The sequence below is a fragment of the Paenibacillus sp. A14 genome (assembly GCF_036864815.1).
Taxonomy (GTDB): domain Bacteria; phylum Bacillota; class Bacilli; order Paenibacillales; family Paenibacillaceae; genus Fontibacillus; species Fontibacillus sanfengchensis.
In genome coordinates, this window is the sequence record NZ_JBAGJD010000004.1 from 169,253 (window position 1) to 188,336 (window position 19,084).

At 38.7% G+C, this 19,084-nt stretch carries 25 protein-coding genes and 2 pseudogenes; 25 read left to right on the forward strand and 2 right to left on the reverse strand.

Going from position 1 to position 19,084, the window contains the following annotated elements:
- Positions 1-222 precede the first annotated feature (222 nt).
- Both V4U88_RS12085 and V4U88_RS12090 read left to right on the forward strand, forming a co-directional pair.
- Positions 223-1,833: a hypothetical protein gene (locus tag V4U88_RS12085; RefSeq protein ID WP_334073520.1), complete on the forward strand. Its 1,611-nt coding sequence runs from the start codon at positions 223-225 to the stop codon at positions 1,831-1,833.
- A gap of 14 nt (positions 1,834-1,847) precedes the next feature.
- Complete coding sequence (locus V4U88_RS12090) at positions 1,848-2,303, forward strand: SUKH-3 domain-containing protein (protein WP_334073521.1); 456 nt, start codon at positions 1,848-1,850, stop codon at positions 2,301-2,303.
- 78 nt (positions 2,304-2,381) lie between these two features.
- On the opposite strand, the gene V4U88_RS12095 is transcribed toward V4U88_RS12090, so the two are convergent.
- A complete protein-coding gene (locus V4U88_RS12095) occupies positions 2,382-2,825 on the reverse strand; it encodes an IS3 family transposase (RefSeq protein ID WP_334073522.1) in 444 nt (147 codons plus the stop codon).
- A gap of 329 nt (positions 2,826-3,154) precedes the next feature.
- On the opposite strand from V4U88_RS12095, the gene V4U88_RS12100 reads away from it, so the two are divergent.
- The 23 genes and pseudogenes from V4U88_RS12100 to V4U88_RS12210 all read left to right on the forward strand — a co-directional run bounded on the left by V4U88_RS12100 (position 3,155) and on the right by V4U88_RS12210 (position 18,211).
- On the forward strand, positions 3,155-3,784 hold the full coding sequence (locus V4U88_RS12100; protein WP_334073523.1) for a hypothetical protein: 630 nt from the start codon (positions 3,155-3,157) through the stop codon (positions 3,782-3,784).
- 116 nt (positions 3,785-3,900) lie between these two features.
- Complete coding sequence (locus tag V4U88_RS12105; protein WP_334073524.1) at positions 3,901-4,293, forward strand: hypothetical protein; 393 nt, start codon at positions 3,901-3,903, stop codon at positions 4,291-4,293.
- Between the two features lie 197 nt (positions 4,294-4,490).
- Positions 4,491-5,048 carry a hypothetical protein gene (locus V4U88_RS12110; RefSeq protein ID WP_334073525.1) on the forward strand — a complete coding sequence of 186 codons (558 nt, stop codon included), beginning with the start codon at positions 4,491-4,493 and terminating at the stop codon, positions 5,046-5,048.
- 61 nt (positions 5,049-5,109) lie between these two features.
- Positions 5,110-5,967, forward strand: coding sequence for a barstar family protein (locus V4U88_RS12115; RefSeq protein WP_334073526.1), 858 nt, complete (start codon positions 5,110-5,112; stop codon positions 5,965-5,967).
- A gap of 679 nt (positions 5,968-6,646) precedes the next feature.
- Complete coding sequence (locus tag V4U88_RS12120) at positions 6,647-6,919, forward strand: DUF6809 family protein (RefSeq protein WP_334073960.1); 273 nt, start codon at positions 6,647-6,649, stop codon at positions 6,917-6,919.
- Between the two features lie 95 nt (positions 6,920-7,014).
- A pseudogene (locus V4U88_RS12125) lies at positions 7,015-7,223 on the forward strand (ankyrin repeat domain-containing protein); the annotation flags it as partial.
- 20 nt (positions 7,224-7,243) lie between these two features.
- Positions 7,244-7,681: a hypothetical protein gene (locus tag V4U88_RS12130; protein WP_334073527.1), complete on the forward strand. Its 438-nt coding sequence runs from the start codon at positions 7,244-7,246 to the stop codon at positions 7,679-7,681.
- 150 nt (positions 7,682-7,831) lie between these two features.
- The gene (locus V4U88_RS12135) at positions 7,832-7,993 is read left to right on the forward strand and encodes a hypothetical protein (RefSeq protein WP_334073528.1); all 162 of its coding nucleotides are present in this window, start codon (positions 7,832-7,834) and stop codon (positions 7,991-7,993) included.
- A 27-nt stretch (positions 7,994-8,020) separates the two neighbouring features.
- A complete protein-coding gene (locus tag V4U88_RS12140) occupies positions 8,021-8,503 on the forward strand; it encodes a hypothetical protein (protein ID WP_334073529.1) in 483 nt (160 codons plus the stop codon).
- Positions 8,504-8,903: 400 nt separating this feature from the next.
- A pseudogene (locus V4U88_RS12145) lies at positions 8,904-9,181 on the forward strand (transposase); the annotation flags it as partial.
- A gap of 49 nt (positions 9,182-9,230) precedes the next feature.
- Positions 9,231-9,944, forward strand: a complete 714-nt coding sequence (locus tag V4U88_RS12150; protein WP_334073530.1) for an Imm3 family immunity protein — start codon at positions 9,231-9,233, stop codon at positions 9,942-9,944.
- A 125-nt stretch (positions 9,945-10,069) separates the two neighbouring features.
- Positions 10,070-11,428 (forward strand): IS4 family transposase, encoded by a 1,359-nt coding sequence (locus V4U88_RS12155; RefSeq protein ID WP_334073531.1) that lies wholly within the window; start codon positions 10,070-10,072, stop codon positions 11,426-11,428.
- Between the two features lie 212 nt (positions 11,429-11,640).
- The gene (locus tag V4U88_RS12160) at positions 11,641-12,144 is read left to right on the forward strand and encodes an SMI1/KNR4 family protein (protein WP_334073532.1); all 504 of its coding nucleotides are present in this window, start codon (positions 11,641-11,643) and stop codon (positions 12,142-12,144) included.
- A gap of 234 nt (positions 12,145-12,378) precedes the next feature.
- On the forward strand, positions 12,379-13,185 hold the full coding sequence (locus tag V4U88_RS12165; RefSeq protein WP_334073533.1) for an SMI1/KNR4 family protein: 807 nt from the start codon (positions 12,379-12,381) through the stop codon (positions 13,183-13,185).
- Positions 13,166-13,819: an SMI1/KNR4 family protein gene (locus tag V4U88_RS12170; RefSeq protein WP_334073534.1), complete on the forward strand. Its 654-nt coding sequence runs from the start codon at positions 13,166-13,168 to the stop codon at positions 13,817-13,819. The genes V4U88_RS12165 and V4U88_RS12170 overlap by 20 nt, the downstream gene beginning before the upstream one ends.
- Before the next feature lie 86 nt (positions 13,820-13,905).
- On the forward strand, positions 13,906-14,238 hold the full coding sequence (locus V4U88_RS12175) for a hypothetical protein (RefSeq protein WP_334073535.1): 333 nt from the start codon (positions 13,906-13,908) through the stop codon (positions 14,236-14,238).
- 75 nt (positions 14,239-14,313) lie between these two features.
- Entirely contained in the window at positions 14,314-14,592 is a 279-nt protein-coding gene (locus V4U88_RS12180) for a hypothetical protein (RefSeq protein ID WP_334073536.1), read from the forward strand.
- 92 nt (positions 14,593-14,684) lie between these two features.
- Entirely contained in the window at positions 14,685-15,239 is a 555-nt protein-coding gene (locus V4U88_RS12185; protein WP_334073537.1) for a hypothetical protein, read from the forward strand.
- Positions 15,240-15,321: 82 nt separating this feature from the next.
- Positions 15,322-15,663 (forward strand): hypothetical protein, encoded by a 342-nt coding sequence (locus V4U88_RS12190; protein WP_334073538.1) that lies wholly within the window; start codon positions 15,322-15,324, stop codon positions 15,661-15,663.
- Positions 15,664-15,842: 179 nt separating this feature from the next.
- Positions 15,843-16,289, forward strand: coding sequence for a hypothetical protein (locus V4U88_RS12195; RefSeq protein ID WP_334073539.1), 447 nt, complete (start codon positions 15,843-15,845; stop codon positions 16,287-16,289).
- A 4-nt stretch (positions 16,290-16,293) separates the two neighbouring features.
- Positions 16,294-16,863, forward strand: a complete 570-nt coding sequence (locus V4U88_RS12200; RefSeq protein ID WP_334073540.1) for a suppressor of fused domain protein — start codon at positions 16,294-16,296, stop codon at positions 16,861-16,863.
- Positions 16,864-17,086: 223 nt separating this feature from the next.
- Positions 17,087-17,914, forward strand: a complete 828-nt coding sequence (locus V4U88_RS12205; RefSeq protein ID WP_334073541.1) for a hypothetical protein — start codon at positions 17,087-17,089, stop codon at positions 17,912-17,914.
- 3 nt (positions 17,915-17,917) lie between these two features.
- The gene (locus tag V4U88_RS12210; protein ID WP_334073542.1) at positions 17,918-18,211 is read left to right on the forward strand and encodes a hypothetical protein; all 294 of its coding nucleotides are present in this window, start codon (positions 17,918-17,920) and stop codon (positions 18,209-18,211) included.
- Positions 18,212-18,865: 654 nt separating this feature from the next.
- Here the strand turns inward: V4U88_RS12210 and V4U88_RS12215 are convergent.
- Complete coding sequence (locus V4U88_RS12215; protein ID WP_334073543.1) at positions 18,866-19,069, reverse strand: helix-turn-helix domain-containing protein; 204 nt, start codon at positions 19,067-19,069, stop codon at positions 18,866-18,868.
- Positions 19,070-19,084 lie beyond the last annotated feature (15 nt).

A 19,084-nucleotide genomic window follows, 5' to 3' on the forward strand; every position in this document is an offset into this window, starting at 1 on the left:
CAAAAGCAGCAACATTTTTCGTATGACGATGATAACAGCCTTATCGATTCATTTCGACCGAACCTGATTCGTCAACAGAAGCTCGGGTGATAAGCTTATTTCCTCTTGAATTAGGAGCAGGAATAAGCTTTTTTTCAAAGTAAAACGAAGATTGGCGTCGCTCACCGGAAGCTGACCTTCCAGGCGGCGGAGGATATTTCGCTGTACACGCCGAAACGGATCGTGATCCGGACGACGAACTTGATCCTGGTGAAAAAGTTAAGCAAGCAGAGCGGCTTTACGATCGAAAACGAGTATCAAATTTTTGGGGATCAGGTTCAGCAGTACGGGAGCGACCGGACGACCTATCCGAAATTTGATGACGAGCCGGCAACCTGGACACCGCCGAAAGAAGAGAAGAAGAAGTTCAGTTGGGGAAAATTGTTCGGGAACGTCATGGCAGGGTTGGCGGTCGTGGCCTTGGTGACAGTGGCAGCGGCATTTACGGTAGCGACCTTGGGCGCGGGGGCAGTCGTGGTCGGAGCGGCGATGGCGGGAACGGCAGCCGTGGCGACGATGGCCATCTCGGACATTGCCAAGGGAGAAGTCTCGGACACGGGCGATTATATGTGGGCCGCCTTTAAGGACTCCTCGATCGGGGCTGTGACCGGAGCGGTATTCGGTCCGTTTGGAGGAGCGGCGGGATTTGTCGGGAAAACGGCGTTTAATGCGGCGGAGAGCGCGGCAGAGAGCGTCATGAGCCAATTGATGGAAGGCAGCTTCAGCTTCAAGACGCTGCTGATCGATACGGGTGTCGGGACACTGACGGCCGGAGCCCTGGACTCAAAAATCGCGAAGAACCTCGGAGGAGCCCTGGGGCAAGGAACCAACAAAGCTTTGAGCAAAGTCATGGGCAACAATCTGGACAAGGCGAGCCAATGGGTGCAGGGCGGTTTGGATGCGGTCGGAAGCAAGCTTGGGAAAGCCATGGATCAAGTAGTGGATGCCGGAAGGAGAACAGGCGCGAAAACCGGGCTGGACCAAGTGGCGCCATGGATCGCCAACGGTGTCGAGGCAGCGCGGCGCAAAGCAAGCCAATCGCTGGAGCAATTGGCAGAGACGGGCAGCACGTTGGCGCAGAGCATGTTCAGTCGGAATAGAGCGGTACCTGCAGGCGGCCCGGACATTGAAGTTGAAGTACCGACTCGAAGAAACAATGAGCCGAATCCCCCGGATCGGAAGGATCCACCACCGCCTAAGCGACATCCCGAACCCGACAAGAAGCCTGATCAACATCATGAACCAGAGCCTAAGAAGGATAACGATCAGGGGAACGGGAATAAGGATGGTGGTGAGGGGACGGGTAATGCTCTGACACATGAAGAAGCTGTTCAATTGGCAAGAGAAATACGTGAAGCCGAGAGAGCAGAACTAATTGCTGGAAAGTACATTGATCCAAATACAAATGAGATTTATGTTCCTCGTGTAATAACCGTTGTTGTTGATGTAAAGACGGGGAAATATTACCTTGGGTATAATGGTATTGGTAAAGATCTAGTTACTGGTAATCCAAGATTTAATCCTACGCAATTCGAACTACACGATAATATAATACCTTTAATAGAAAAAACGAAGCAAAGAGCGATGGATAGTACGGGAAAAAATAGTTTTCAAACATGGGAGGTAGAGAATTGTGCAGAAATACAAGCGGTTAATCAAGCATTTAGGGATGGAGTTAACATTGAGAATATGCTATTAAGTACAATATCGACTAAAAACGGAAAATATAAAGAGATGTGCAAGAATTGTAAAGTAACATTTGAGGACTTTGTAGTCGATGTTCCTTTAAAATAATGGGAGGAAATTATATGGGGAAACTTTCGTCAAAAACCGTAAGCATACTAGAAAAGGCAGGATGGTATAGTGGGAGGAGAGTAGATATCAATTCTACTGTGGAGTATCTAGAGAAAAAGGGTTATGAAGTTTTTGAATCTGTAAAGGATGCTCTTGAAGAATTTAATGGACTAACATTCAGATACTTGGATAAAGATGACCAAGGCCAATTCTCCATTATTCCTCAAGAAGGTTTAGGAGATTTGGAAAGAAAACATTATAAAAGATATGAGGTGATCTTGGGTAAGAATTTAGTTGTGATAGGTACGGCATATGGCGATAATGCAACAATCTTTATGGATAAACTTGGCAAGGTATATGGATTTCATGATGACTATTACATTTGGAAGTTCGGGGACAGTATTTATGAAGCTGTAAATAACTTATGTGAATGTAGGGAGTTTAAACTTATTCATGAAACAGCAGATTAGATAACAGCCTCTTAAACAATGCCACAATGCGAGCTAACTTCCGTGTGAAGTGACCCCAAAAAGTTAGCACTAATATTATTAGGCGACATTGAGGGCGTGAGTCCGGTACTGTACCGGGCTCATGCCCTTCAGTCTTGTTTTAATCCGTTTGTGATTGTAGTACGTGATATATTGATCTAATTCGGCCTTAAACTGGTCAATATTCTCAAATTCCTGCATGTATAAGAATTCGGACTTTAAGGTACCAAAGAAGCTTTCGATAACGGCATTATCATAACAGTTTCCTTTGCGTGACATACTCTGTGTGACCCCATGCTCTTTTAAAGCTTGCTGATACTGACGCATTTGATAGTGCCAGCCCTGGTCGGAATGAATAAGAAGGGTATCTTTATCATCCAATCGTTCAAACGCGCTATCTAGCATCTTAGAAACAAGTAAAAAAGACTCTTTACCGTCTAAATAGGCTTGTACAGCTTGATACTTCTTCTCTTCAGAAAACTTCCCCACAAAAATACACCCCACTTGTTAGTTGTGTCCAACAAATGGGGTGCAGTTCACTGCCGTGCTGTGGCTTTCTTTTATTCCCAATTTAAGATTACAACTTAGGGGACTGGAATGTTCCTAAGGTTATTATCAAGATGCAAGTGGCAGATGGCACCGTCCCGATAGGGGAATTAAAGTAATAGAGAAGTGGGACTACCGGAACCGTGTGATCTCTCAAAACGTTTAGAGTATATGGGAGATACTCCTGGGAAGAACTCTGGAACAGTAAAGAAGTCTTACTGAAGCAAGTTATGTGAGAGTAGTTGGAGGGAAAGGGAAGTTAACTCAAAAGGCAATTGATCTTATCAATGATTTTAAAAACCAGTAAAGGTGGGAGAAGTTTGCTTCATACGATTAGACTTGAAATATCGAAATCACAGGAAATTCTATTATATTTACCTTGTGAAAAGCAAGACGTTGTTTTTCTTACTGACGTATCTTTGAAATATTGGCGTGATGGAAAAATGATATGTGATTTGTTTGTGCATGATTTTTTTATCGAAGCAGTAAAGCAACTTTATAACTTGCTTACGAAAGCACTGAATAATGAACTCCAACTAAAAAGTGATTTTGTTGAGAAGGGGATTGGCTTTTACCATAATATTTATATGCATGAGCTATGGACAACCGATAATTCAGATCGTAGTGACCCAGCCGAGGAATTTCTACTCTGGTCGTCACATACAGAAGTTAGCAATGAAACATTTATTTACAATATTGAGGATAAAATATATCTCGAAATCAGCCCGTTTTATAAATGGGACTCTGATTATCCAGATGATGAAACCGAATACCAAACTTTTGAGGAGTATGTACTTCAATATCAAATGATTGATTTGATCCATATTGAGCAAGACACAGCAAAACAGTGGCAAAAAATACTTCACGAGTTGTTAAAGATAACTCAAACAAACGAGTCACTTTATCGAAAAAACTGACAAAGGAAAGGGCTAGTTACCATTTATGGCCGGATGCAAATCCAGGCGGATACCGGAAAAATGAAGACGCTACACTTTTAAGAGCTGCCCTAAACATACTTAAGAATGAGTATAACTTGGAAGAATTAAAGGGTGACAACTACTCTCATCTTATTCGTATATCTCCTCTAGTCAAGGATGACAGCTTAAAGGCGCTTCTAATTGAGACCATCGTCGAGTCTCCATATTACACTAAGAATGGGAGCAGGTTACTGGAGGAATATGTGCAACAACTATCAAAAGGCACTGCTACCGTTGAGGCTGCTGCAAGATGCTTAGGTGCATTTACGGCTTCAGTTTACTCAAATAATGAGATATTACTACAGATAGCTGAAAACGTAGATCATGAATTTGGTATTGAAATTTTAGTTACAATGGGAGTTCCAATTGGGGGGAGGTACCAAACCATCTGGGGGCTTTGGCTATGCGTGTTCAAAAAGAACAGAGAATACGATATCGTGCGTGGTTAACTCAAAAAAGCACGGAAATGTTAATAGTAAGGAAGATCATAACTACAAGAGAGGCAGAATTATTGGTGAGATTAGGTAGTTTATTACTTATGGATAGAAATTTAGACTCAATCGAAGCTAAAGAGCTGTATACTGATTTTTTGGAAATAAAAATCCATATAGTTTGGAATTTACTGTCATGTTGATGTGTAGGATAGGTGATTAGCATTAATTACTTTTGGCAAATTTGCAAGTATAAAGATGATGAACTCCCCTTATATAGAGTAGATGTAACACCAACTTGGACATCTGTATCCGATATTGGAAAGGTCTATAACGGTAAGGTATTTTCGGTAAACGAATATTTGTACTTTGAGAGTTTGTTTGTTAAGGCTATTCAGTGGTTTATGAGTTGTTCAAACTCATCTACTTTAGCAATCAAGCAACTTGAAAGGCCTTTAGGTATTACTGCGATTAAGGAAAGTCTTATAAATAGGGGATTTAGCTTGGATGAGTCGAAAGAAATGCTCGGTTTTTTTGAAACTATTGAAAAGGGAACCCAGCTATCCTTCAGTGAAGTAGAATACATCACTCGTTTAGCTTTAAGGGGGTATATCTGGACGGAATTGGAATCAGATGCTATGTATGTTCGATTCGATTATGACTATTATATTGATATCGGAAGTACAGTAGAATGCGAACGAGCTGTAAAAAAAGTGCAAGAAATGAAACTCTCTATAAATCTCTGGGAGGATCCCTTACCCTATTTTGTCTAATATATCCTTAACGTATAATGTGTGTGCATTGACCATAAGGGGTCATGGAGGATTGAATTAAATGGAGTTAAATTTTTTAATTCTTGATGCTAATAGTGAATTAGATATCGGCTACTGTAAGGAAATAATAGGTTTGGACGGAGAGGTTCATTCGGATGAGAACTCATCATTTCATAAGTTAGAACTAAAAAAGTTTGTTTTTGCAAAGCAATTAAAAGAATATCTTTGTCATCACAAAGAATCAATAAGTAGATTAGTTTATATTTGTATAATTGATAATAATAAGAAGACTATAGGACGGTACTCATTTTCAATTGATGATGATATCTATTACCATAAAACTGGATTTCCTGAAGAGCCAACAGACATTTGTTGGAGAGGGTCGTTAGACGAGGTCATATCAGATCTTGAAATTCAAATATGGAACCAGTGGAAGGTTTCCCCTCCTTTTAAAAAAAGTGAATGGGCTACACTTTCTGAAGATGGAAGAAGGGCTTGGTTGAAAGTGGTGAAAAACTACAATTTCACCAAACCGCTTGAATGTAGTGGAAAACCTAAGCTTGAGGCTAAATATTACTTAGACGGAACGTATGTAACCGACTATCCCTCTTTCTTTTGCGCAATAGGAGAGGCGATTAATGGGCCAGGAGGTTACTATGGCTTTGATATTTCTTCCCTTATCGATTGCTTACATGGAGGTTTTGGGGCAGACGCACCGTTTACTCTTATATGGAAAAACCACTTGATAGCGAGAAAGTATTTAGATACTCATTCATGGATTAAGGAAATTCAATATAAGCGGATTATAAACGATAAGCTATTTGAACTGTCTGAATTTGAAGAATTGGGTGACAGACCTCTTTTTGAGGCCCTAATTGAGGTGATTAAAGATCAAGGTGTCTTTATTTTATTTGAGTAATGATGGTACTACTAATGCAAAATGTTCTCTAGTTGACGTGAGTTGTGTTGTTGGTGGCGCGGGCAAGCTGTCCGAATGTGTGCGTTCCCTGTTAGGGCAACAAAAGAAAATAGTTTGAAATCCAACGTACTAGAGCCGTTCTTGCCATGGTCTCTTTTAGATTAGACTCTTGCTGTTTCATGATCTTCATTTACTATACTCTGGCCCCCATCTGCAAGGTGGGGGCTATTTAGCGAACACAATTTATTATTATTCCTTCTCAAATATTCTATGTGTGACATATATGTTATTGACTTTTTGGCAGACATTTATTATGTTGTTTTTGTCAGCCAATAAATGAAAACGGGAGGTGAGAACCATCAATAAAAAGATAGGGCGGCCTTTTTCAGAAAACCCTAAAGAAATACGTCTTACGGTACGACTTGATAAAAAGCATAGTGATATTCTCGAACGTTATGTTAAGAAGCACAGAATAACGAGAAATGAAGCTGTAAGACGGGGCATTGAGAAGCTGGATGAACTTGAGTAAAAGAAAGGAAGTGGCATACACTCTGAACAAAGTCCTTACCACTTCCTCCAAGCAACTGCCTTGAGCAGACTGCACATTTACTCTATCATGCGCAGATCTTACTTTCAAGGAGTTGTAGTCGAGATGAAAGGAAGATGAGAATTGAAGAGTATGCTGGAAGCATTTTTTCATGGTGAAATTCATCCGGAGGAAAATATCGTCCCAACAAATCCAAAGTACCGCAAAATTAGCAATAGCCTATCTGAAGCGATGGAATTGTGGAAAGGGAAGCTGTCTGGCGATGAGTTTAATCAGCTTGAGGCGATGCTTGACTTACGGGGCCAAGTTGAATCGATGCACACGACAGCTTCCTTTTCCCACGGATTTCAGCTTGGTGCGTTAATGATGATTGAAGTATATAAAGCTAAAGGAGAGTATTGTTGAGGTTGTATTCATTGGAAACAAAAAATGTATATACGTAAATTTTTTAAGCTTGTTTCTGCTTTTTTAAGTAGAAGCAAGCTTTTATATTTTCCGAGGGGATTTACTCTACAAATGCCCTTGAAAGAGCAACTGCAAAAGGACATTTAGATATTGCAGAATATAATATCAACCATAATATTGAGATTGATACCAGTGAACCAGAAAGAAATCCTTTGTTTTCAGCAATATATGGTGGTTTGAGATTGTTAAATTGTTAGTTGAGAATAATATAGACATAACTATAAAATATTTTGGTGATAACATGGCAGCAAGCTGGCGCAGAGCATGTTCAGCCGAACCCGAGCGGTCCCCGCAGGCGGCCCGGACATTGAAGTTGAAGTACCGACTCGAAGAAACAATGAGCCGAATCCCCCGGATCGGAAGGATCCACCACCGCCTAAGCGACATCCCGAACCCGAACCCGACAAAAAGCCTGAACAACATCAAGAACCAGAGCCTAAGAAGGATAAAGATCAGGGGGATGGGAATAAGGATGGTGTTGAGGGGACGGGTGAATTTACTCCTTATACTGATGGAATGAGAAAATATATACCTGAACCAGCACCAGGCGATGGATACCAAGCATTGTTAGAAAAATATTATATTGAAATAAGAAAAGTTGGTTTAGATGATGTTGTTACTGTTGCAAAGAATACAGGATTAACAGAACAAGAAGTGATTAATATGAAAAAACATGTCTTTCTGGATTTACATGATAGGTAAGAGTTATTCGACAAGCTATTTCCAAGCAGATGTTGATTTAGCGTGTGCATGGAAAACCGCCCAAAAGCAAGAATTAACTGTTGCTCAGAAAGAGTGGTTCAGAAAAATGGCAGATCATGAATTGGGGGAGAAAGTATTAATGGATCAAGGATGGCCATTAAGATGTGTCCACATATGATCCTATTTCAGGCGATTATCTTCCTGATCCCAGCAAGAGCGCTCATTTTGCAGCACCAGCACAGCCAGGTAGGTATTATGAATGATCCGGAATTCAGCTTTAACAGAGCATTAAAAAACTCAGATGGCTACTAATACAAAATAAGCCGGGTGGTTAAAATTATGTATAGTAAAATTGCAATAGAAAGAATAAATAAAGTAAATTGGACAACTTTTGGTACAGCAGGTACACGAGAAGATTCGAAACTAATGGCAGAGTTTTTGAGAAGAATGGCTATTTTTTCTGTATCCCATAACGTAATGCCTCAAAATCCTTTTGTCATTGATATTGCCAATGAATTGGGTTTTCATAACAACATAGATACAGAGAAGTTTTATTCTAGAGAAATGCTTGAATATGTGAATAATAACATGTATGCATATTATTTGATTAAATCATATTTAAAATTATCAGTAATATCAGATGAAATTAAAGAAGTTCAAAAGTATCTAGACATTTATGATCCAATAATAAGATTATTCGAGAAGGGCGTACATTTTATAGTTAGGTCAGGTTTTATTGATGTTACTAATGTAGGATCTTTTCCAGTTCGTAACTGGTTAAGCCGTTCACAAAACGAACCATTTGATATTAACGATATATAATTTTGAATTTCGAAAGCCTATAGATACAAGAACTGCATGAACACACCGCCAACTAAAGACAACAAAAAAGGGATTTAATCCAGCCAGAAATGAACAAAGCGGTGCAAAAGGGTATACTTCCCCTACCCCAAGGTGAATGGGCTTCGGATTTAGCCGCCTGCCCTCTAATTAAGCCCGAAATTCATGAAAAAATTCGGGGAGAGGGCGGAACATGAGTGGGTAATGGTATCCATAGACCGTATTGTCATTGACTTTACAGACGTATATTAGGACTTCTTCAATGAGTTCCATGAACGAATCCGTCACTATTATGGGGGCAGGATGAAGGTTGGGGAAAGAGGATTTCAATACCGTATCAGAATCAACACAGGAGAACACTTCCTGCATCTCTCCTACAATTTTTGCCGGAATCGCTCCTGTACGCTTTAGTTCGGGCGGCAGGGGCAAAGACCAAGCCAGTGGACAAGGTAATCGTGTACTGAATGCCATCTTCCAACCTAGCCGTACAGCAAATCCAAGTTGCCAAAGGAAAGAACAAGACACAGCGTAATCCCTTGTTCTAACGAGTTCTATCAACGGAAGTTAGCAGAAGGTAAGACGAAGAAGCAAGCTCTCATATGCGTCATGAGAAGGCTTGTAAACATCATCTACAGCATGATGAAGCACAAGACAGAATATCGGGCGGCAACTCTGACTAACGCAAAGCAAGCTGATATAATGGTGGTAATTGGAAGAGCGAGTTGCACCTTCTTTATTCCCAAGTTTAAGATTACAACTTAGGGAACGGGTAATGGTGATGATCATGGTTCAACAGCACATTAAAGGAGCTTTTAATATGAGTAGTATATATGAAGAATTATTTGAGTCCTTTAATGAAACGTACCAAAGTTATAAACAAAACGGGATGAACAACTCTGAATCTTTAGAACGAACTATGGATGATTTTGAATTACTGATGGACAGAGGTGACCTTGAGAAAGCTATCATTTTGATTTCTTATGGTGAGTTTGCATTGAGACAACCATATCTGTTTTATAAGTCAAAAGAATATTTGGCAGAGAAAATTAATGAAATTGCATTTGAATTAATAGAACAAGAGCTAACAAACGAGCAGTATCATGATTTGATTACCAGAAAAAACTATGTTTTAAATGAAATCCAAATAAAACCTTTGAATTTTTACCCAAGAACTTTCTGGTACTATGAAGAAATGAAAAATGAAGTAAATAGATACTTTAATGAAATTTTTATTCCTACGAAATCTGCTAATGAACTAGCAGAAGATATATTGATGCGTTTTGAACGAGATTGTAAACATACTATTGGTGAAAAGATTGTAGTTTATACTACATTAGCCGAACGATTATTGGGAAATCATTTAAGGGATACTGATCGCTTAATTATCATTAACTCAACTTTCGCAGAGCCAAAATTGGCATAAATCAATGTAGCTACTGGCTTTGTAAGCAATGAGATACTTGTCTTGCAAAATAGAAAAACACCGCTTTGTTTGGTACAGTGAGAGTGTCCAGCAATCACTATCAAACAGAAGAGGTGTCTTCCATCATGATAGATCATCAGCACGATCTAAATCAACTGCCAACCGAATTAAAGTCTGCTTTTCAAGAACTGAACATCATGAAATATCTTCGGCAAGCTGGATTTCGCAAGCGTTTTGGTTTCAGCTGTTTCCGGCTCTTCCAACTTGTCTTCGTCCTGTTGTTTCACCAGAAAAATTGGTTTCGTCTGCTTGAAAGCAGCAAGGGAGACTCGTTTCCTGGTAAGGATGCCGTTTATCGTTTCCTTAATCATACCGGCTTTGCATGGCGTCGCTTTTTGACGTCGCTCAGCGTCGCCACGGTACAGAAGGTCAGTGTTCTGACGTCTGCGGACCGGGACTCCGTTTTCATTGTTGACGATTCGATGTTCGAGCGCAATCGTAGCAAAGCTGTTGAATTGCTTGCCAGATTCAAAGATCATGCCACTGGCGCGTATTACAAAGGATTTCGCATGCTTACCATGGGTTGGTCGGACGGTCACACCTTCTTGCCGCTCGATTTCGCGCTACTCAGTTCCAATTACTCGGCGATCAACGGCATAAACAAGAACATCGACAAGCGGACACATGGCTACAAGCGCCGTCAGGAAGCGCTACAGTCGGCTCCACAAGTGATCGCATCCATGCTGGATCGTACTTTGGCAGCCGGGGCTACTGCTTCTTACGTATTGATGGACAGCTGGTTCACGCATGTACCGCTCATTGGCGAAATCGTTGCCCGTGGGCTGAACGTGATCGGCATGGTCAAGAATGACAATAAGCGTTTTCTGGTTCAGGGCCGTAAATTGTCGCTAAAAGAAATGTATGCGGTCGCGTCTTCTGTCGAGAGCAAGAAACGTGGCGTCCTTCGCTGCATTATGACTGAGTTGGCCCCCAACATTCCGGTTCACGTGGTATTTGTTCGTCACCGTACTAAGAAGAACGAATGGCTCGCACTTCTAACAACGGATCTTTCCCTTACGGTGGAGGATATCATCCGCATTTATGCGATCCGCTGGGACATTGAGGTCTTCTTCAAATGCACCAAATCACTACTTCGTTTACAAAAAGAGTTTCAAGGTCGCTCTTATGATTTGATGGTCAGCCATACCACAATTGTGTTTTCGCGCTATATTCTGCTCGCTTGGCAGCATCGACAAAGCACAGACTCGCGCTCATTCGGCGGCTTGTTTTATTTGCTGTGTGACGAAGTCGGTACGCTAGATTGGGCGGTTGCTTTGAAGCAACTACTCGATCTCATCAACGAAATCGCTGCGAAGGCGGGCAAAAAACTCTCGGCTTTGATTCAGCGTCAACTCCAGCAATGGATTGCAGTTTTGCCTAGTTACATCAAGGCTTGTTTGCCGATTTTATGCTGCGAAAGTTGAGTCATTAAGAACACTTTGAAAAACTTTAACGTAAATGAAGTAGGTAATCAACTATCTGATGATGAGAAACAAAAGCTTCAATTACAAATAGAGCAGGTATTAGAGGTTTTGGAAGAATAACTTAAATTAAGTTTATAGTATATGGACTGTTTTATGTTTGAAAAAGATTTTGAAAATATTATAGTTATTCGAGTACAAATTAAGGAGTTTGTATGAGCAGCGATAAAAGGGAAAAATACTTAGGTGAAGACAACATTGATTCTTTTTTTATGTTTTTAAAGGGACATTTCAATGATGAACTTATACCATGTAATGTAAATGATATGAAGCAGTTAACAGAAATTGCGAATGGACAAAAACTGCCAGAAGCTTATGTTACCTTTATGAAATGTGCAGGTAGAGGTTATATTATGTTTAATGGCTCTGATTACAGTTTTAAAGATTTGGAAAGATTTAAAGGATTAAAAGAAGGAGCATTGGAGGTATTGGAGGAATGTGGTTTTAATAAAAAAATCGGTGATGAACAATTTGTTTTTATGGGACATCAAGGATATATGTACTGGTTTTTTAACTTAAATGATGGAGATAATCCACCTGTTTACTTTTTTGAAGAAAGTTATGATAAGTCATATACTCAAAGTGATTTTATTAAATTTAGTAATACATTTTCTGAGTTTTTGATAAAGAAATATAATGGCGAGCTTCCAAGATATTAACATTTCTGAGTCGGTGAGGATTCAAGAAGTTTAGCCCTCATCTCGCAGATAAGGTGGCGGCTGTTTGACACTTACGTAAATGCTGCACATTGATAACAAGTAAAATAACAGGTATGGATACTGCTTGGCGCACATCTAAAAAAGAAAATCCGTACCCATATGCAGAAAATTCAAACCCAATGAATCCATGTTTAACGTGTAGTGATATAAAAAATATGGAGGATTACATGAAATATGCAAATGCCAATAAAAAGTAACCACATCCCACCCAAAGGAGATTGTACAAACCTTTTTGATCGATTATCAAAGTATATCTCAAGATTTGATGAAAAATGGGTAAATGAAATAGAACCAGCAAAAGAAGAGGACATAGATACGCTGAAAAATCTAACTCAAATCAATCAATATAACTATCATTATCCTAAAGAATATGAGATTTATTTAAAATATATGGGGCAGGATGATAAGGGTTTACTTAAAACTCAACTTCCAGGATATGCATCAATTTCTGAGATAATTGCTTCTTATGAAGCGATACATGAGGAACAACCAGATACTTTAAGTGATAAATATGTACATTTTTTTCAAATAGAATTATTTGATGGTCAACTATCATTTGATTTTACCCAAACTGATAATCCTCAAATTGTTATGACTAATGAGGACAGCCAGTTTGTAAGTTATTTTGCAGATAACTTTGAAAAATTGTTATTTCAATGTGCATTTAGTAAATATGAAAGTTTAAATTATGATAAGTGTATAATGTTTACTGGATCACCTGACATGCTTAAAGAAGCAATACAGAGGCACAATGAATCGGATGTTCTTAGCATAATTGGTAAATTTTCGAAAACATATGATTTTCAAAGAGTATGGTTTAGTGACTTGACTCATCACATAGGTTTTAAAGACGGCATTAGCTTTTACGTCGAAAGTAGGAATAATGCTTTGTGTGGGTTTATTGTAGGTGATTTAGATAAACAAATAGATAATGTTGGTGAAACATTACTAGCTGAATTATATGTTAATAGAAACAATTGAAGTGCTTCGCCAAAAAGAACATGAAAGGGAAGAAAATCATCTTCCAAACCAATATGATGGATTTACCAAAGAACTATGTAATACAAGAATTAATGATGATTTTGTAATGTTTGAAACGATTATGTCTATGATAGAGTCAAAATATCCGAATGTGGATGATGACGAATTGGAAGGGTACCAATGTGCAAGAGAAGTGATTGAAGAATTTAAAAAAGTGGATCCTGTTGCGGTGCACCCCTACTCATATTGGGCGAATAGAATGTTGAACCAGGCTGAGGACAGGCTTAAAGTGAGGTTACCAGAGGACTTCAGAATGTTTCTTTTGAGATATGGTTCCGGAGCAGTCGGTGAAGCAATTGTTCTAGGGTTAACTGAGGCGGAGTTTGTTTCTACACCATCTTTTGTAGATATATCACTGAAGTTTCGGGGGATTCTTCCCGTTGAAATTGAGAATTTTGTTGTTATTGGATTAGATGGTGCCGGCAATCCCATAGGTTTTGCTTCCCCTCATACAGAAATTATTTCTGTTGATTTTGATTTTGGTGAAAAAGTAACTGTAGCAAGCAACTTTGAAAAATATTTGGAAAAAGCACTTCGTGAAGAATTGAGAATCCATTTTAAATCAGTCATTTAAAAATCATCTGCTAGGTTTTATAAAATGTCTGGTTATGATATCAAGTGGTGAGCAGTTTATCCGAAAGCTTTTAGGAGGTTAGTAAAATGGATGGGTTGCCAGATCTACAACCGTTACGCATACCCTCTCCGTGGATTGTTACTTATAATGGTTTCATTGGTATCGATCCGCAGAGATTATTTGAAAATGATCAAAAATGGTTGAGCTTTACCTCGGAATTATTGCATTTAACTCATCAGCATACAGGCCTCATACTGGACATGGGCTGGTCTCCGGAAGCTGACCCGAATGGCCGATATGAAGTATCTTTAATAAAAGATAAGGACTGGCTCAACCCCATCGAAACTTATTCTACTAAGAGTAAAGAAGAAATAGTAGCCATGATTGAAAGTATGCTATGGAAGCATGCTAACGGGTAGAGATAGAGAGGGTGAAATTAGTGCCAGATAACCTTTAAGATTAAAAACAGAAATTTGTTGAATCAGGAGGAAAAAATGAACGAGAACGTGAGTTTAGATACTTATAAATACTTTATTGATGCCTATTTTAATATGAGTTACAAATGGGATGATCTTGAAATGACTATTAAAGATTTTATAGAACTTGAGGATAAAGAAAATGTAGAAAGATTATTAGAAGAAGTAAATTACATAAATAAATTGGATGATTGGGAATATCTGCGTTCAGTAAATATTGAAACAGCAGGGATCTATTATGATGAGGCTAGGAACAGAGAATTTATACAGATTCTAATAAGTAAGTTATCGGAATAGCGGCGAAATCGCTATGGTACTTGGTGGAGGGGCATTTACATAAGCAAAATATCCACAAAAACAAGGAAGACAGTAGGATAGGTAAGGTGACTATGAATCAATCCATTAGATTTGTAAAAGAATATCCGGAATTTGAAAAACTATTTCATAAATTATTTATACTGAGAGAATTGGATGAATGGTACATCAATTGTTGTAAGGAACAAAGTAATTTATATGGTGATTTTCATGATCTAAAGAAAGTTGAGAAAATCGAGAACAGAGATGGATATTTCCCCTCTTTCGATATCTACTTAAAACTACAAAATGTTAAAGGTGAGGGCGGGTTTTTGTTAACTCAGGAGATTCATTTGCAGGTATCTAAAATTATTCCAGTGTATCAAATGAATTATCTTTACGGGATTAAACAAGATAAGTTAGATGGAATATTAGATTTATCGGGAGCTCCTCAAACATTTGATATGTTAGAAGTCCAAAAGGAAGTAAAGGAAAAGTTGAAACAAAAAGGTTATATAGAACTTTACGATAAGTATGACTCTAGTGATACGATTTTTGATTGGGAGGAGGTTCCTGGTATAGAGTCTTTTAATAGAAGTTTAACTGTTGAGCTTGCTGTTTTTTATGACGTTTTGGAACTATGTAATTGAGTTTGACATCCAGGTTCATCCTCTAATTCGGAGACGGACAATCTCATTCTGAATTTACTGAAAATAACAGGCTCATTTCAGCTTGACCCAAAGAGTCAGGGGTGGGCCTTTTTGCCATGGCGGAAATTTAGATAAACATACAGGCCAATCATTAACGAAAGGATTTGGTTCCATGAGCAATGAAATAATCTTACGCAATTATTCAGAATATCAAAAGTATATAATTTGGGATGGGAGCAGCTATAAAACTGTAGATAAAGACACAGTTGTTGCAAAAAAAGAACATGGAATTTGTGGGTTTACGGAAAACAACGATATAGTTGGTGTGTTTGCAAAGCATCATGATGCATTCTTTATGATAGGTAAGAAAGAACATGAACTTAGCCATACAAATTTCGAGTGTTCGAATATCTACATATATTGATCCCGGAATCTCCATTTATGATTCTGACCCCGAGGAATTTGATTTTCTACTTTTTATAAGCAACAATATCTTACAGAGCCAAGAAGCGCTTGCTAATTTTATTATCGCGAGGAATAAATGATGGGCATTTACCGCAAATATATATAACAACAGTATATAAAAGTGGGTGTAAGATAAAGATGGAACATTCGTTTCCTGAATTTGTTACCGGAGAGGCTATAAAAAGCCTCCGCAGTAAAATAGAATTTCCAGATGATGTTCCTTTTCAGGACTGGGAGTATATTGTGGCGGATTCGACAAGATTATCGGAATTCATTTCATATTACGAAAGTCTAGAACTGAACGTTGAAGAAAAATTCGCCCTCATGATCGTGATTGTCGGTTCATATAATGATGCAATATCTGACGGCGAAGAACAAAATGCGGCGTGGCAGAAAATTAGATACTTTCTTACAAATGATGTTATGATCCACTGGAATACAATTATCTATTGGGCGCTGCTGGAAGATGAAATAGATTTAGAGGATTGTTTTGCAGTAACACCACAAATGCGAGAAATAGTAGATGATCTTGGAAGCTTCTCCATTGAACAAGGCAGTCTACAAAATCTTATTATAAAGGAATAAAAACATGATTAATTATGGAGAACTTTATTATGACCATTTTAGCGATTTTTTAAGGGAGCCTATTGGCCGGGAGGTGTTTAAAAGTACTAATGAAATGCCAAGTATACAGATTCTGCAATATGAAAATGTTTTTGAGGAGTGTTTGGTATACAATTCACTTGGATTCAGTAAGTATGAGGAAATCGTAGGGGCCAACGTTGAGGTATCCATGGTAGTTGATGGGGCTTTTAGGAGTACTGGATATCTTCTAGCAAGCACTTTATTTTATTGCATCGGTAACAAAATGCAAATAGGTACTGGGGTAGCGATTCGAGGCATTGAAAACCTGGATCCCACGTTTGTTCAAAAATATAATAAAAGCGCAATATATTTTACTGAACCCTACACTTTTCCAGAAGAATATAGTGTTGTTCGTACTCATACTAACGATGAGGTTGGCAGAATACTATCGGCCTTCTATATCTCTCAGTCAGAATTCGATTATTTTGCTAAATACGGAGCAGAAAAATTTGAGGACTTATTAGAGGAAAAGAACGTTGACCCCTTTAATGTAAATAGACAATCGGCAGTTTAAAGGGCTATCTTAGTCTGAATTTCGTGAAAATAACAGGCTCATTCCAACTTGATCCATAAGTTTTGGAGTGGGCTTTTTGGTTTAAACGCGAAAGTTAATATTTTCTAAATAATCTAGGTGGATTTTCCGATATCACCTGTATGTCTTTAAATATACAAATTATAGGAGCTTAAGTACCATGAGGTGGAAGAGGGAAGCAAGTCTATCTGAAAGAGTCAGTGCTATGAATGAAGTATTCCGTTATTTAACACAGGATCATGAAACGGAGGAGTATCTCACTTTTTTTACTCTACTCGAAAAGATTAAGAATATCCCTCCTTTACTTGATTTTTATGGAGAAGAATTCGTTCAATTCCTCATAGAATTGCTGCCTAAAATTGAGGATAAGTATGATAGGGCACGATTAATCGAAGCGCTTGTCCAGTGTTTTTACAGTTGTGAAGCAGTCGATAAGACATACTGTCTGGAACTCCTTGATGAATATATGCTATGTGTGCGTGAGTATGCTGCCAATATCGATGACATTATTCAATGTTTGTATGGTTTTTTTCATGCGGGGATTAGCAAAAGTGAGGTTGTCGTAAAGTTAGTTGAAAATCTGGACAGTAAAGAGAATTTATTGCGAATACTCTCACGGTTAGAAATCGATGATTCGGTGAATGTGTCAAAGGATCGATCGGAATGGTTAGCTGAGGCAAAGGAATTGTCTAGTATAAGCTGGCGTTCCGGAATTATTGCCCAGTTCTTATTATTGGTGCATCCTCATGTTCGGAAATATGCGGAAGTCAGCCAGATTACATTCTTGTATGACTCCTATGAGGGGGTATACGCGGACTGTTGGCCCAGAGGTTTGCTTCCGAATAGAAAGGAAACCCTGATTGAGGCAAACGTGCTGTCAATAAAGGAAATACGTATTCTGGAAAGGCTCGAAGAGTTAATCTATACGCAAGAAAAAGATTTGGATTCGCCGGAAGTAAGGAAATTATATGATGATTTTTTCGAAGGCAAAGATCCGTTTGAGGTTATTTTTTCGTTGCAGGGAAAGGAGTAAGGAATGAGTGAATATGAGGATTTGAATACCTACAAGTCGTTTATTTCAGCCTATTTTAATATAAGTTACAGATGGAATGAACTAGGGATGGCGATTGATAACTTTATAGAATATGAAGATAAAACAGATGTAGAAAAATTGTTAACGGAATTGAATTCGATCCAAGCAATGGATGACTGGGAGCAATTGAGAAAACTTAATATTGAAACCGCGGGAGTTTATTACGATGAAGCTAGAAATAAGGTGTTTGTGCAAAAAGTTATCGATGTTCTATCCGAGAAATTAAGGCTGATGTAGAGTAACATGCAGTGTTTGGCATATTAGGATCGGAGGTCAACCTATGAATACTCGGCCGGTATTAAAAAAGGTTCGTAACTACTTTATCCTCGAGCAGTTTGATTTATTGTGGAAAATTAAAAGTAATATATTGCTGTGTTTTTTGGAAAATGGGGATTATCTTTGTTTCAATGCCGTGATGTATAAATACGAAACAGATACCTTATATAAAAGAAAGGACGGTATTTAAGAATCGCAAATGGGTGGAGCCTTGGTGGCAGCCCGATATAGTCCAGGAACTGGCTTGGTTTCGAACCGATCATGAAGCCGAGGTTAAACAGGCGGTTAGAAATGACCCCAACATATCCGTTGTTCTAGGGCGTTGCCGATTACCATTAAAGCAGCCTTGTTAACAATAACTCAAAAAAAATACCATAATGCGAGAATGCGAGCTGACCCGTCCGTATAGTGGTATTCTTGCTGCCAAACGGCTACTCAAACTAGTTATTTTGTTCATAAGATGATTCTGAATCACCCACTGATACGATAAGCTGGTCCCAGTAAGGGGGTGTGGGGTGCCCAAACTATATCAAATTTGACTTAACCAGGCCGATTGGGATAAGCCTATCCAATTGACCTGGTTTTGTTATCACTTTGAAGTCCCGTTTTGTGTCTCTATTCCTCCATATCGATCAGATCATGGATATGAATATTCAGTGCCTTACATATTTGCTCAAGCGTGCTGATATAAATTCTGTCCGTTGTTCCTCGACAGAGGGCGTTTATTGTTCCGGGGCGCATGTTAACCATCAGTGCAAACTGGCGTTGAGAAATATTTCTTTCATCCAGAATTTGCTGCAGTTTAATTTTGATCCTCATTATGATCCTTCCTTC

What these genes read in the sequence shown, in the direction of transcription:
- V4U88_RS12090 (WP_334073521.1), top strand. Translation starts at nt 1,848, where the DNA reads ATGGGGAAACTTTCGTCAAAAACCGTAAGCATACTAGAAAAGGCAGGA.
- V4U88_RS12100 (WP_334073523.1), top strand. Translation starts at nt 3,155, where the DNA reads ATGATTTTAAAAACCAGTAAAGGTGGGAGAAGTTTGCTTCATACGATT.
- V4U88_RS12115 (WP_334073526.1), top strand. Translation starts at nt 5,110, where the DNA reads ATGGAGTTAAATTTTTTAATTCTTGATGCTAATAGTGAATTAGATATC.
- V4U88_RS12120 (WP_334073960.1), top strand. Translation starts at nt 6,647, where the DNA reads ATGCTGGAAGCATTTTTTCATGGTGAAATTCATCCGGAGGAAAATATC.
- V4U88_RS12130 (WP_334073527.1), top strand. Translation starts at nt 7,244, where the DNA reads ATGTTCAGCCGAACCCGAGCGGTCCCCGCAGGCGGCCCGGACATTGAA.
- V4U88_RS12135 (WP_334073528.1), top strand. Translation starts at nt 7,832, where the DNA reads ATGGCCATTAAGATGTGTCCACATATGATCCTATTTCAGGCGATTATC.
- V4U88_RS12140 (WP_334073529.1), top strand. Translation starts at nt 8,021, where the DNA reads ATGTATAGTAAAATTGCAATAGAAAGAATAAATAAAGTAAATTGGACA.
- V4U88_RS12155 (WP_334073531.1), top strand. Translation starts at nt 10,070, where the DNA reads ATGATAGATCATCAGCACGATCTAAATCAACTGCCAACCGAATTAAAG.
- V4U88_RS12160 (WP_334073532.1), top strand. Translation starts at nt 11,641, where the DNA reads ATGAGCAGCGATAAAAGGGAAAAATACTTAGGTGAAGACAACATTGAT.
- V4U88_RS12165 (WP_334073533.1), top strand. Translation starts at nt 12,379, where the DNA reads ATGCAAATGCCAATAAAAAGTAACCACATCCCACCCAAAGGAGATTGT.
- V4U88_RS12170 (WP_334073534.1), top strand. Translation starts at nt 13,166, where the DNA reads ATGTTAATAGAAACAATTGAAGTGCTTCGCCAAAAAGAACATGAAAGG.
- V4U88_RS12175 (WP_334073535.1), top strand. Translation starts at nt 13,906, where the DNA reads ATGGATGGGTTGCCAGATCTACAACCGTTACGCATACCCTCTCCGTGG.
- V4U88_RS12180 (WP_334073536.1), top strand. Translation starts at nt 14,314, where the DNA reads ATGAACGAGAACGTGAGTTTAGATACTTATAAATACTTTATTGATGCC.
- V4U88_RS12185 (WP_334073537.1), top strand. Translation starts at nt 14,685, where the DNA reads ATGAATCAATCCATTAGATTTGTAAAAGAATATCCGGAATTTGAAAAA.
- V4U88_RS12195 (WP_334073539.1), top strand. Translation starts at nt 15,843, where the DNA reads ATGGAACATTCGTTTCCTGAATTTGTTACCGGAGAGGCTATAAAAAGC.
- V4U88_RS12200 (WP_334073540.1), top strand. Translation starts at nt 16,294, where the DNA reads ATGATTAATTATGGAGAACTTTATTATGACCATTTTAGCGATTTTTTA.
- V4U88_RS12205 (WP_334073541.1), top strand. Translation starts at nt 17,087, where the DNA reads ATGAATGAAGTATTCCGTTATTTAACACAGGATCATGAAACGGAGGAG.
- V4U88_RS12210 (WP_334073542.1), top strand. Translation starts at nt 17,918, where the DNA reads ATGAGTGAATATGAGGATTTGAATACCTACAAGTCGTTTATTTCAGCC.
- V4U88_RS12215 (WP_334073543.1), bottom strand. Translation starts at nt 19,069, where the DNA reads ATGAGGATCAAAATTAAACTGCAGCAAATTCTGGATGAAAGAAATATT.